This window comes from Butyricicoccus porcorum (genome assembly GCF_051246315.1).
In the GTDB taxonomy this organism is placed as follows: Bacteria; Bacillota; Clostridia; order Oscillospirales; family Butyricicoccaceae; genus Butyricicoccus_A; species Butyricicoccus_A porcorum.
Map to the genome: position 1 here is coordinate 1713940 of NZ_CP178353.1, position 13226 is coordinate 1727165.

A 13226-nucleotide genomic window follows, 5' to 3' on the forward strand; every position below is an offset into this window, starting at 1 on the left:
TGCAGGCTTGTACAGCTTCTTTGGTGAAGCTGAACTGTTTTCCGGATGAATTATGCTTTCAGCGGTATCTGTAATCAGCGAATTCTTTTCCTGTTCCATATCGTGTCCTCCTCTCAGATGATTTTAAGTGAGAATTTTTGTTTTCCAGAGCGTATCTGCAAGCTCTGTCGGAATGTCAAAGGAATATCGTCCTTCGGCATCGGTTTTTGTTGCCAAAACAGCAGTTTCGAGTGCAAAATCATTGCTTTCTGCATGGAACAGCGCAACAATTTGATCTGCCATAGGCTGACCGTCCTCATCGTACTTTGTACCGGAGAACGGCTGATACAGTACCGGTGCAGGGATGATGTCCGGCAGCTGCATGAGTTGTTCATGCACTTCCGGCTGTAGATCCAGTTCTGCATCCGCAGGCTGTCCTGTCTGCCCGAGCAGGAATTTACCGGTCAGCATGGTTGAGATGCTCCATGTTTCACCGTCACGTTCAGCGTGAGCCGCAGCACTTCCGGCAGGAAGGACCGTACCGTCAAGTGCGGTCAAATCATGATCTGCGTACAGAATGAAATCCATCTTTCGGTCAGCTGTAGTTAAGCCAAACGGCTCAGATGCTGCAATATTGGTCAGAAATTCAATTCTGACAGACTTTTCCGGCAGAACAATCGGAATATTTGTGTCGTTTGCAATCTCGATGATACGAGGAACATCCGGCAGCTGATAGCAGTCGGGTACGTGAGCGGCGGAGACGGCATACCGTCCGGCAGGCAGATGAATCATGCATTTGCCGGACTGGTCTGTGCGGATTTTTCGCACCTTGTCCGGTTCTGTTTCGCTCTGAATTTCAAACGCTGCGTCACCAATACCGATCTGTTCAAACAGCGGAATATCTTCAGTGACAGTGGTGAACTGCTTGCCGAATACCTGCAAGGTCAGCGTGAACAGAGCTTCTTCAGAAATTGGTTCAGGTTCTTCGGCTGCCTGCGAATAATGGGATAACGTCTTGTGATACCGCTGAGCTGAGACTTCTTCCAGCTTGGTGGTCATGGCTGCATACAGTTTGGTGTGCTTCGGGAACTCCGAATTGAACGGGATAATCCGACCTTCGACATACATTAGGCCATGACCCTTTGGCGCATTGGTCACATAATGCAGCTGCTGAGAGGAAATGTTCAGCAGCTCGGCAAGCTGTACACTATCATTTTTGGACTGGTTCAGCATGACTACGAAATCAGAGTTGGACAGCATTCGCCGTGCAGTATCGGACAGCAGAAGTGTTTCTACATTCTGCGTTGTACCAGTCGGAACTGCGCCCCATTTTCTTGCTCTTGACCACAATTCAAAGAAATAGGTAGAGCAGTAGTCATTGGAGAACAACAGCTGCATTTCATCAATATAAATCCATGTGCGCTTACCCTTTTCACGGTTGGAAGTGACCTTGTTCCAGATCTGGTCAAGCACGGTCAGCATACCGACAGTGCGAAGATGCTTGCCCAACTGCTTGATGTCATAGATGACAAGACGCTTTTCCGTGTTGACATTGGTGCGGTAGCTGAATACGTTCAGCGAACCGGTGATGTAGGCTTCCAGCTGGAGCGCAATCGCTCTGGCTCTCGGTTCTTCCTGATCATTCAGGACGTTGTAAAAATCAACGAGTGTCGGCATCTGTGCCGGTTCGGGATTCTGGAAATATTTGCGATAGGTTTCATGCAGCGCACGGTCAATGATACTGATGTCGCTGCCGTCCAGACCAGCACGGCTTGCAGACAACTGCTCGATAAATGAGCACATGAAATCCAGCTTCATTGCCAGAGGATCATCGGTATCGCCGTAATTTTCGGTGATATCCAGCGGATTGAGATGGGTGTCACTGCCGCCGTAAATACGCAGCACTTCAGAATCCTCCGGAAAACAATCCGCAAGTGGCGCATATTCTGCTTCCGGGTCAATGATGATAATGTCATCGTTCAGCCGGTCAAGGAAAACATTGACCAGCTCCTGCTTGGTAAACATACCCTTACCGCTGCCCGGTGTGCCGAGAATGACACCGTTTGCTGCACGGAGCATCAGACGATTAAAGGAAATCATGGCATTGGAACGGGCATTGACACCGTAGTTGATACCGCCCGGCTGCTGCAATTCCACAGCCATAAACGGCATGAAAATGGAAACGGCAGCGGTGGTTAATGTCCGGCGATACTGTACAAAGTTGCGTCCTAATGGAAGAATGCTGTTCATGCCGTATTCCTGCTCATAATCCAGAGTGGTAAACGTAACACCCAGCTTACGGGCAGTGGCAATGATCTGTGCGGAATCTTTCAAGACATCTTCTTCCGTATCGCCGTAAGTAAACGCCATCAGCGTTGTGCGGAACAAATGCTGATCCTTGTACTGCATATCGTTAATCAGGTTTGTTGCTTTGTCATAGGTGAACTTGAATTCATGCGGAAGTGCCAGTTCAGCGGAATATCCGGCTTTGGTTGCTTTGCGTTGTTTTTCGGATGCTTCTTCATCCATAAAGCCGATCTGCCGTCTGACATATTCCAGAGCTTTGTTCTGATCTTCTGCCTGTACATGGAGTGACAGAGCAAGGTTAATCGGCAGGTCAGCAATGTCAGACAGAATGTTGTCAGAAAGCGTATCCGGCAGACCGGTTGCGCATAAAATCTGTCCGTATTTATCGCCAAACCGGAAGGTTCGTACCGGTTTGAAATCAAACGAGGACGGACAGACAGCGTCTTTCGTCGTGCCTCCGCTGATGACCAGATTTTCATAGGAAAACTGGAACGGCTCAGCCGGACGAAGCAGACTGCTGATGACAGCAAGCCGCTGTTCACCGTCGAGCTGGTGCATGGCACTGCCCATTGCCTTGAACTGTGCTGCTGCATCGGTGTCCAGACGGTTGAGCTTCTGACGGGCAAGGTCTGCATCCTGCGACTGCACGCCGTAGGTAATGTATCGTTCTCTGACGATGCTGTTGTTGCCTTCCATGCCGCGCTGAGCACGAACCGCATTCATCTCCTTGCGGTAGATGTCGTACTGATCTCCACGGAGCGGAGAATACATCTTATCCATGAAATCATCACGGTCAACAGTACGGTTGATAAGCAGCATTTGATAAAAGGTTTCCGGATCATGATAGTTCTGAATTTCACACCATTTAGTGAAAAACTCGACCTGATCATCCCGTCGGCTCAGCCGATAATTGACATCATCGAACGCATAGGTACGGGAGTACATATTATCAGCAAGCACGCACATACCATCCTGCATCATCTGCTCATAAAAGATGGAATCCTGTGCAGTCAGACGGCTTTGTTCCTGCTTTCTGCGGGATTTATTCTGTTTTCCGGACAGACGCTGCTTCCTGCTGTGCTTCATATTTTCGCCTCCTGTTCAGGTTCGATGTGGGTTTGTGGTATGGAATTTCGTGAACGGCATCCGGCTCCAGTAAATCCGGCAGCAATGTCCGTGCATATAATCTTGGCTGGGTTCCACGCTTGCGGTGCCGGTAAACCAGAAGCAGATGCTGTTCAAATGTGCGTCCGTGAATGCGGATGAATCCGAGTGCCATAAACGGCGCACAGACTGCGACAATGCAATACGATGCAATGGATAATGGAACGGAAAGCAGATGGGTCAGCACGAAATATGAGCCGATACCCACTGCAACGGCAAGAGAAGCGAAGCCCAGCTGACGAATGGAAAGACCGAAGATGATTTTCTCCTGATAGTCACGAATTTCCTTTGGAATGGATGTTTGCAGCAATATTCCGGCCTCCTTTACATAGCGTTGCAGATGGACTTTGCCCATTTGCTGGTTGAGAATACGGCGATAATCAGAACGACACCATAGCCAATCAATCCGGTTGCAATGGCAAGGAAATCGCTGCTGCCGCTTAATACCGTGCCTGCGATATACGGGAAGAATGACAATACAAGGAATATCAATGTGCCCTGTATGCAGACAGCAGCAAAGGATTTGAGAAAGCCCTTGCCGATCTGGGACAGCTCCGGTGACGGGAGTGCTGCAATCGGCACCGGAGCAACGCAGAAATACAGATACAGCTCGATAAAACGGGTAATGACGATAATTTTTGCCATCAGCATTGCAAATTTCATAATGAGCCATGTGAGCAGCATAATAATCATGGCACCAAATTTTGACCAGAAATCCAGATCATCTATGATGTCCTTGAGTGCATCTATATCCAGACCGGTCAGGCTTGCAGAGCTGAAATAATGACTTGCCTGTGAGGTGAAGCTGGTCGAGACATCATAAATTGCATTCAGGATGGTAGGACAATTATCAATCGCCCAGATGCACAGTGTCAGCTTAATGAGCAGATGCACTACAATTTCCACACCCATTGTCGTACTGCCGGAGCCTTCAGATTTGACCGCTGCATCATAGAGCGCAAGTACGCAGAACAGCGACAGCACTACATAGGCAATCGGCAGCGCCACATTGGTTTGAATACTGGTGATGTAGCCATACAGACTGCCGGAAAAGCTGTCCATTGTGCCGGTCAGTGCATTGCTGGCTGACAGACTGGTCAGATCGCCGTTTATGCTCTCCAGCAGCATCAAGATGAAATCTGTCATGCGGATTCCTCCGTCAGCTCAGGCTGGAGAACAGCGCAGCAGCTGCAATGATGACACCGCCGCCGACAATACGCCAGATGCCCTGCTGAATACCGGGACCGTTATGGTCATTCAGACCGGAGCCGAGCACAACAGCACCCCAGACACACAGGACACCGCCTGCCAGCTTGACATAGGTGGTCAAGGTGGTCAGTACTGTATTCAAGGTGGCTGCTCCTGGATCATCTGCAAATGCAGATGGAACGAGCATAGATAGTACAAATGCGCCAGCCAGTGCCGGAGCAGCGGATGAAGCAATATTGCGGACAGCTTTTGCCGTTTTGCGGATGCACGGATACCGTGCCAGCTGCTGATGCAGACGGGCTTTGCGTTCAGAAAACCAGATGTTTTTCTTCATGGGAAAGTCTCCTTTCTTGCGAAAATGTTATATTGAATCAGGATTCCTGTACAGAATCGTTGATTTCCTGCTTTAAGGATTCGTCTACTTCAATCGAAAGAATCTTACTGTCTGCTTCTGCATCTTCGGGAATGTCCGGTTCTTCGTCATCAGACAGATCTTTTCGTTTCCGCAGATCAAACCATTTGTTTTTGTCAGCAAGTGCAGTCTTGGAATAGTTCGGATGCTTCGCCGGATCATATTTCAATGACCGAAACGGCATTTTGTGTGAAATCAGCAGCACACATTCCTCACTGTGCAGACGGGCAAGCTCATCCGGCGTAATCAATTCACGGGCAAGAATCTGATTTGCAATGGAATATGACCCGTTCATACCCTTGCTTTCACTGGCATTTTTGTTGTCTACGGTTGTTTTTCCGATAAGCTTGGAAATGTACTCCAGCGTGAATTGCTCCATGCTGCCGAGAAACAGCAGACTGTCGCAGTTGGTAACGATGATTTCCCAGTGGTCTTTGTACATCTTTTTGAGCTGTGACAGACCTTGCAGGATAATATCTGCGGAAATATTTCTGGAACGAATGGTTGCCAGTTTCTTGTCGAAATCAGGAATTTCACCGATATTGGAGAACTCATCGAGCAGAAAGCGCACCGGACACGGCAGCTTGCCGTGATAGACGTTATCGGCTCTGCGGATGAGCATGTCGAACAGCTGCTGATACATCATCGCTGCAAGAAAATTCAAGGAGCTGTCTGTATCAGACAGAACAATAAACAGTGCCACCGGATGCTCCGGGTCATCGCCGATATGATCAAAATGCAGATCATCTTTGGAAGTCAGTTCCGCTACGGAATCGACATAAAATTTATCCAGACGGCTGTTTGCAGTCGCAAGGATAGAAGCTGCAGTTCGTCCCTTGGACTGCTTGAACTTTTTGTACTGCACGACAGCAAAGCAGTCCGGCTTGCGTTCTGCCAGCTCGTCAAACATGACATCCAGCGGCGTATGTAAATCGTCATTATCCTCTCGGACTTCTGCCAATAGCATGAGATTCAAAACATTTTTCATTGTCCGGTCTGCCGGTTCGGTTTCGTACAGCAAATACGCAAACAAAGCACAGTAAATACCTCTTGCCTGATCGAGCCAAAAGGTATCACCGGATGACGCATCCGGGTCTTTGGTGTTTTTCATCAGATTGTCCACCAGACGCATGATGTCTAGATCGTCCTTCAAGTAGCAGAACGGATTGTAATGGTCTGAATGCGCCAGATCAACCAGATTCAGAACACGAATGGTATAACCGTTTTCCTGCAGCATATCGCCCATTTGATACAGCAGATTGCCCTTTGGGTCTGTAATGACATAACTGCTGTGCATCTGCATCACATTCGGAGCCAGATACCGACGGGTTTTACCGGAACCGGAGCCTCCGACAATCAGGACATTATGATTTGGGTCATAGGTGTCCAGACCAATCTTGATGAATTTGGATTGAATGGAAATCCATTCGGTCTGTGTAAGAATGATATTGTTTTGAAATTCAGCATCCTTGAAATATTTGCTGTCTTTTTCTGTGCCCCAACGTGCAGAGCCATGCTCGATACCGGGCATATAATTGCCGGTATCAGCCAGCTTGTACAGCACACTGAGCCAGATTGCCGTCAATGCGATGGCAGCAATCAGCAGAGCGTACGGATGCAGGCTGATATAAAAAGGACGAGTTACAATATCTGTCCAGACAGAGTTACAGGCATCAGGAATATTCAGAATCGGAGAACCGCCCATGGACAGACAGAGTGCAGCAATACGGTCAGAGACAAAAGCAGCCGGAGCAGAGCAGATACCGGCGAAAATAAGAAGCTGTTTGTGGTTCTTTTTCATTGTTTCGGTGTATCCTTATTCTGCTCATGAGCACGATGCGGAGATTTCTGTTCCTGTGCCTGATTGAGCTGTTCTGCTTTTGCTTTGGCTGCTGCAATCGTCTGCGAAAGCCGTTTGGACTGATCTGGGTTCAGATTCTTTACAATGTGCTTGAGCGCGCTGTAAACACGATCAACATCCTGTGCTTTAAAATAAACCTGCATGGTGCCGTCTGGCTCCTTGAGTACGCTGAAATCCACAGAATAGCGGTTCAGCTGCTTTTTCAGGTTTTTGATGTCCTCATCTGTGATGGGAATGGCTTGTATCTCGCTATTTTGCAGGTTCAGCTTTTTCAGACTTTGCTCACCGTGAACAATCTGATAGTTCCGGTTATGCAGTCTTCTCAGGAGCTGCGGAAGAATGTATATCAGTTCTTTTCCGGTTGATGCGGAAATCTTGCAGCTAAGCTGTATGACTTTATCTTGGTATTCACTCATTTTCCTCACTCCAATCTGAATTTGAATTGCCTTAAAACCACTTATATCATAGAAATAAGCGAAATCAAGACACTATTTATGGCTGTACATGAGGTGGTGTGAGGTTGGAATACGAAGTATAAGACAATAGAACAAGAGGCTGAGAATTTATAGCAATGCAACTATAACTTTGAAAAAATGACATGAAAAAATCGTGTACAGGAGGTCTGCACACGATGTACAAGAAGTGGTTGAAAAAGTTCGGAAAACTGCGGAATATTTACAGAATAGCTATCGAAAGATGCAAAGTAATGTGGTATACTTTATGTAACGTGATTTCGGACAAAACAAAATCCCGACTATCATTTTTTGATAATCGGGACTGGATAGACAGGAGTGAACGATATGAGTATGATTCCGCAGGAGAACAATATGGAACGGTCAAAGTTCCCGCCCACACAAGGACGCAAGGGACATAAACAGAAGCGCATCAACATGGCATACACACCGGAAAATTATGAGTTCCTGCATCGCAAAGCAAGAATGCTGGGAATTTCCATGACGGAGTATATGAATCTGCTGATTGACGCAGCACGGAGAGAGAACTGAATACAGAGTCTTTGATGACCTTCAGTTGGAAACAGCTGGAGGTTTTCTTTTTGCAGACGAAAAAGCATCACAGCATAGTGCTGCAATGGAAAGCTTTCTGGCTTCGTTGTGTAATATCATAATCACCTCTTGACTTAAGCATGTCACCAATGTCAAGATTTTGCGCTATTTTATTGAAAAGCTATAATTGGGTAAAGAACTGTATCTCTCGCCAACTTGGCGAGAGACACAGTGTACACATCATCCCTACTTGGGATGATGTGTAGCACCAAGCAGATTACTTATTCAAAATACTATAGCGAAGAACTATAAATTGATTTTGCTTGCTTAAGTGATATAATTTATCTGAGTAAACTGAAATGAACTTATAAACATATACAAGATTTATCTACTCACTTTAGAAACATAATATTTTCGTTCTCGAACTCTACCATTGATTTTAGAAACATAATGTGCTATAACTATCTTTAAATACTGAGTTACTTTAAAGAGGAATACCTTTGATGGAAACAAAAGGTTACGGATTCGAGAGGTAAACGCATGGTTATTAGTTATAAAAAATTATGGAAATTACTTATAGACAAGGACATGAAGAAACAGGATCTGCGGATGGCTGCGCAACTCAGCTCATCTACAGTAGCGAAGCTCGCTCACGGGGAGAATGTCAGCACAGCGGTTCTCTTGAAGATATGTACTGCGCTTCAGTGTGACATTTCTGATATTATGGAAGTCGTACCGGATGGAAGTCTCGCATCCGAGAAGCAGTTACAGGAAAGAATGTAGGGCGCTGATATGTTTGATTTTGGAAATGCAAATGAAGGGCAACGGAAGGCGATAGCCGCTGCAAAAGGCCCTGCCTTGATTACGAGACCCCTGAAAATTTCGTGTAAACGACAAGCTTCGGCAGTATGATTGAACTCCAATCCGTCAAGAATGGAAGCAACCACCTAAACGGAAAAGGAGACAATAATCATGCAGAGAGTACCACAGGATTTATTACGGGAATACGTGAAAAGCCAACACTTTACCAGCACAGCCGACATCATGCAAGCTATGAAAGAGATGTTCCGAGACGTCATTCAGCAGGTGATGGAAGTGGAGATGGAGGAGGAACTCGGTCATGAAAGATGCCAGCGTTCTGCCCCTACAGCAGGAGATCAACCCAGGAATTACCGCAACGGCTATTCCCAGAAGAAAGTAAAAACCCAGTTAGGCGAGATTGACATCAGGGTCCCGCGTGACCGCAACGGCAGCTTTGAGCCAAAGATTATTGGCAAGTATAGTCGGAATGCGGATGGGATGGAGGACAAGATTCTGGCCCTATACGCCTGCGGGATGAGCCAGCGGGATATTGCAGAGCAGATCAAGAGCCTGTATGACGTGGACATTTCTCCTGAGTTGGTCACAAAGATCAGTGAGAAAATTATGCCAGAAGTTACAGCCTGGCATAATCGCCCGCTGGAACCGGTCTACCCATTTATCTTTATGGATGCTATCCACTACAAGGTCAAGGAGGATCACCGATATGTGACCAAGGCTGCCTATGTAGTGCTGGGTATCACGATGGACGGTCAGAAGGATATCTTAGGTGTCTGGATTGGAGAGCACGAGAGCAGCAAATTTTGGCTAAATGTGTTGAATGACCTGAAAAGCAGAGGAGTTTTGGATGTTTATCTGTTCTGCACCGATGGTCTCTGTGGAATGCCCCAGGCGATTGAGGCGGTCTATCCCAAGGCAAGGCTGCAGCGCTGCATCGTGCACCAGATTCGCAGTTCTACCAAATATGTTAGCTACAAAGACATCCGTCAAGTCGTTGCCGATCTGAAGAAAATCTACACGGCAGTGACAGAAGACGAGGCCATACAACAACTGAAAAACTTTGCAGAAAAATGGTGCAGCCAATATCCTTCCTGCGTCAAGAGTTGGGAAGAGAATTGGGACGTGCTCAGCACCTTCTTCGAATATCCCATGGAGATTCGGAAGATCATATACACGACGAACATTATTGAGGGGCTGAACCGCCAGTTCCGGCAAATGACGAAGAACAAGCCGTCGTTCACCAACGACGATTCCTTGCGCCGGATGCTTTATCTGGCCTCACAGCGGATTGTGAAGCACTGGCATGCCCGGTGCCAGAACTGGGATCTGATTCTGAGCCAGTTGGAGATCATGTTCGCCGACCGCAGCGTTACCTGATTCCCAGGCTGTAGGCTTCCCGGCAGGCTCTGGCAGCATTCACGCCCTGCGGGCGCGCATATTGCAGAGCCTGCACGGGAGAACGGTAGCCAAGGGAATTCAGGCCAGCACATGCGCAGAAAACTGCACCATTCTTGACATTTGTCGAATATCGCTTACACAAAATTCTACGGAGTACCTTTCTCGGAATCATCTGTGGAATCTCTTTTCTTGTCACAAAGCGAAAACGGCCACACGAGACAATAGCAGGTAAGACATATGCCTCTTCAATCAATTTGAAGAGGTATATGTCTTGCTAAAACAGTTGAAATAATCACAGATTCGTGATATTATAAACAGAAACGACATGGAATGCATGTCCCAATTTGGAGGTGTAGTATGGCCGTCAGCTATATAAAACTGTTTCATATGATGCTCGACCGAAAGATTACCAATGTACAGCTAAAGGATATGGCTGGGGTTAGTGCCAATATTATTACTCGTCTTAAACGTGACGAGTATGTGTCGATAGAGAGCATAGAAAAAATATGCAAGGCATTAGGTTGCGGCGTGGATGATATTTTAGAATTCATCGACGAGGAGGAAAAGCATGAAAATTAACGATTATAGCGCAACATTAGATGAAAAAATGTCTGAGTTTGATATGTGGGTAACTCCATCTCTTGGCGAAATAAGAGACACCCCTCAATTCAGAACAAATCTTGAGCAACTAAAAAAAGGCTTTGATTATATGGCGGATATAACTGCAAATTTTGCAGACGTTTCACATTGTTCTTCGTCCGCCTTGGCCACAAATGTGTTGACTTATTTGTCAGATAAAGATGATGGCACTGCCAAGGATATACTTGATAGTATATGTAATGTCCTTTTATTGGCTACCGGAAAAACTGATAATAACTTAAAATGTCAATTTCCGCTTATGCTTAGGAATCAAATTGGGATAAGTACATATCCACAGAAAATGAACGGAGGAAGGTGGAAAGATAAAGATATTCCCCGAGCATTTTCTATGACAGACGTCACTAAAACAATAGTACAACTCACTGGCCAAGATGATTATAGAAGAATATTTGTTGAAAGCTATTTCCATTTGATCGTATCAGATGAGGATTATGCAAAACAACTCTGGAGTTTAGGAAATGCGTATGTGTCCCAGAAAGAGGTGGGAACCGCAGACGCACTTATTAGCTCGATAGTAATCTTTCAGTCCAGAGGATCTATTACAGCTACACAAGGTCATATTCCAGAAACTATATTGAGAAGCTACATGGCAGATTGGGGGTTGCGTGCCGGAACTGATTTTAACACGCAGGACGTTGAAGTGGGCGAAATTCTTGGGGATTTGCCTGTAGACAAAAAACTCAAAAAGAGAAAGTATGATTTTATTGTTCCGTTCCAGTCGAGAAAGTCTGGTGCAAAGGTTTTTATACAAAGTCAATTTTATGCCGGTGATTCAGGAAGTGTATCGCACAAAGTTGTCGATCAAACTGATAGTACCAGGGAAGTGACTTTGAAAAAATATCCAGATGCTGTATTTATAGAATATCTTGATGGGGCAGGTTATTTTTCATCTCTAAACGGAGATTTGCGTAAAATGTTGGCAAAGCCAACAACCAAAGACTTTATTCAAATTAGAACAGCACCACTTAAATTGCGTAGAGCATTGCAAGGGATTATGTTCCTTACACCTCTTGAAATTGAACATGCTGTAATCCGAACATCTGGAAAAGAGGATGAGATTTATCAACTTTTAAGAGACGAGGGATATATTGACGAAGAAATCAGACGAGCATTATCTACTTCGGTGACGGAAGATAATATTGTGGCATATGGCGAGCACTGCTATAAGATCAGTCCTGATCGTGTGGAAATTGTTCGTAAATATTGCTTGTTAGATATTATTGCAAATTATGGAGCTCCTGTTTCCATAGGAAATGAGCCTGGATGTTTATTTGTTGCAGGTTTTGAAACATCTTGGGGACTACCCCAAAACGAAACAATTAAAATAGCACAAGAGGTTTTTCCGGGATTAGGAGAACTGTGGTCTAATGTCCAGGATGCGTTTGATGATATTCAGTGGTTAATTAATAAAGGGTTTGTCATTACAAAATAAAGGAGAACATTCATGACAGTATCGGAAAAAATCAAACACGCCCTGGAGATTGATGGAGTTGCTATTCTTCCTCCAATGGATGTGTTTGAGTCTATTGCAGTACTTAAAGATGCAAATATAGCTCTTGACTGCACTATGCTTGACCCTTGGTATAATAAAGGGTATGGTGGAGAATTGCCCACAGATGAGTATGATGACTTCATAACAAGGTTGCTAAATAAGACGGGAGAGATAAGCGATTTAATGTATCTGTGGGGATTCCCTGAAATAATTGGACCGTATGTAAGGTATGCACCGAATGGGTTTTATATGGCTGCATGGTTGACATGGTACTATAAAAATTGCCCATCAGTTATTAGAGGATGGCGATCCAGCCAAAATGCTTGTTTGCAATTTATGCGGAAGGGGCATAAATTGCATCCTGAACATTTTTTAAATGCTGAGCAAAAAGAAAAGTTTGAATCCGGGAAAATGAGATTTGTTCCTGGTCCGCCAAGTGTAATCGAAGCACCGCTGATTATCGGTTTTGTTGGAAAAAATGAAAGAACAGGCCACCCCTCTCAAAAGCCAGAGGCTGTATTTGATAGGCTGCTTTTGATGGCTTGTCAAAAAGGAGACGTCGTGTTTGATCCCATGGCGGGGTCCGGAACAACCGCAGCTTGTGCAAAAAAGCACGGAATGAAAAGTATTGTTTGTGACATGAACGAAGATTATATCCAAATGATTGAGAAAAGAATGGGTGTAAAAAGAATTGAGCTTTAATTTGAAGTTAATTCTAAGTACTAACACGCACGATACGGCATATACTACTATGCTGACACCGAGGAACAGTTAGGTCTGCAACGGTATTTTGACGAAAAAGGTTGGAAGATTTTAAGTTGTTGCCGGAGCTAAGTCAGGAAACTTTAATGTTGTATATCTAACAGAAAGGCGATCAGCTACGGCTGGTCGCTTCTTCATAAATAAAGAGAAAAGAGAATG

General features: G+C 45.4%; 12 protein-coding genes. 6 read left to right on the plus strand and 6 right to left on the minus strand.

Features of this window, described 5'->3' with window-relative positions; genetic code table 11:
- Positions 1-123: 123 nt before the first annotated feature.
- From ACLM7Z_RS08460 to ACLM7Z_RS08485, 6 genes are read right to left on the minus strand one after another with little or no spacing between them, the layout of a single operon-like run.
- Positions 124-3372 carry a VirB4-like conjugal transfer ATPase, CD1110 family gene (locus tag ACLM7Z_RS08460; RefSeq protein WP_435644871.1) on the minus strand — a complete coding sequence of 1083 codons (3249 nt, stop codon included), beginning with the start codon at positions 3370-3372 and terminating at the stop codon, positions 124-126.
- The gene (locus ACLM7Z_RS08465) at positions 3329-3760 is read right to left on the minus strand and encodes a PrgI family protein (protein ID WP_435644872.1); all 432 of its coding nucleotides are present in this window, start codon (positions 3758-3760) and stop codon (positions 3329-3331) included. The genes ACLM7Z_RS08460 and ACLM7Z_RS08465 overlap by 44 nt, the downstream gene beginning before the upstream one ends.
- Positions 3761-3774: 14 nt before the next feature.
- Positions 3775-4596, minus strand: a complete 822-nt coding sequence (locus ACLM7Z_RS08470) for a VirB6/TrbL-like conjugal transfer protein, CD1112 family (RefSeq protein WP_435644873.1) — start codon at positions 4594-4596, stop codon at positions 3775-3777.
- A gap of 13 nt (positions 4597-4609) precedes the next feature.
- On the minus strand, positions 4610-4993 hold the full coding sequence (locus ACLM7Z_RS08475; protein ID WP_435644874.1) for a hypothetical protein: 384 nt from the start codon (positions 4991-4993) through the stop codon (positions 4610-4612).
- Between the two features lie 37 nt (positions 4994-5030).
- Entirely contained in the window at positions 5031-6872 is a 1842-nt protein-coding gene (locus ACLM7Z_RS08480; RefSeq protein WP_435644875.1) for a VirD4-like conjugal transfer protein, CD1115 family, read from the minus strand.
- On the minus strand, positions 6869-7348 hold the full coding sequence (locus ACLM7Z_RS08485; RefSeq protein ID WP_435644876.1) for a PcfB family protein: 480 nt from the start codon (positions 7346-7348) through the stop codon (positions 6869-6871). The genes ACLM7Z_RS08480 and ACLM7Z_RS08485 overlap by 4 nt, the downstream gene beginning before the upstream one ends.
- Positions 7349-7732: 384 nt before the next feature.
- On the opposite strand from ACLM7Z_RS08485, the gene ACLM7Z_RS08490 reads away from it, so the two are divergent.
- The 6 genes from ACLM7Z_RS08490 to ACLM7Z_RS08515 all read left to right on the plus strand — a co-directional run bounded on the left by ACLM7Z_RS08490 (position 7733) and on the right by ACLM7Z_RS08515 (position 13007).
- Positions 7733-7936, plus strand: a complete 204-nt coding sequence (locus ACLM7Z_RS08490) for a hypothetical protein (RefSeq protein ID WP_435644877.1) — start codon at positions 7733-7735, stop codon at positions 7934-7936.
- Between the two features lie 540 nt (positions 7937-8476).
- The gene (locus ACLM7Z_RS08495; protein WP_435644878.1) at positions 8477-8719 is read left to right on the plus strand and encodes a helix-turn-helix domain-containing protein; all 243 of its coding nucleotides are present in this window, start codon (positions 8477-8479) and stop codon (positions 8717-8719) included.
- Positions 8720-8908: 189 nt separating this feature from the next.
- On the plus strand, positions 8909-10132 hold the full coding sequence (locus ACLM7Z_RS08500) for an IS256 family transposase (RefSeq protein WP_435644879.1): 1224 nt from the start codon (positions 8909-8911) through the stop codon (positions 10130-10132).
- A gap of 378 nt (positions 10133-10510) precedes the next feature.
- Positions 10511-10732 carry a helix-turn-helix domain-containing protein gene (locus ACLM7Z_RS08505; RefSeq protein ID WP_435644880.1) on the plus strand — a complete coding sequence of 74 codons (222 nt, stop codon included), beginning with the start codon at positions 10511-10513 and terminating at the stop codon, positions 10730-10732.
- Positions 10722-12245: a hypothetical protein gene (locus tag ACLM7Z_RS08510; RefSeq protein WP_435644881.1), complete on the plus strand. Its 1524-nt coding sequence runs from the start codon at positions 10722-10724 to the stop codon at positions 12243-12245. The genes ACLM7Z_RS08505 and ACLM7Z_RS08510 overlap by 11 nt, the downstream gene beginning before the upstream one ends.
- A gap of 12 nt (positions 12246-12257) precedes the next feature.
- Positions 12258-13007 (plus strand): DNA-methyltransferase, encoded by a 750-nt coding sequence (locus ACLM7Z_RS08515; protein ID WP_435644882.1) that lies wholly within the window; start codon positions 12258-12260, stop codon positions 13005-13007.
- Positions 13008-13226: the final 219 nt, after the last annotated feature.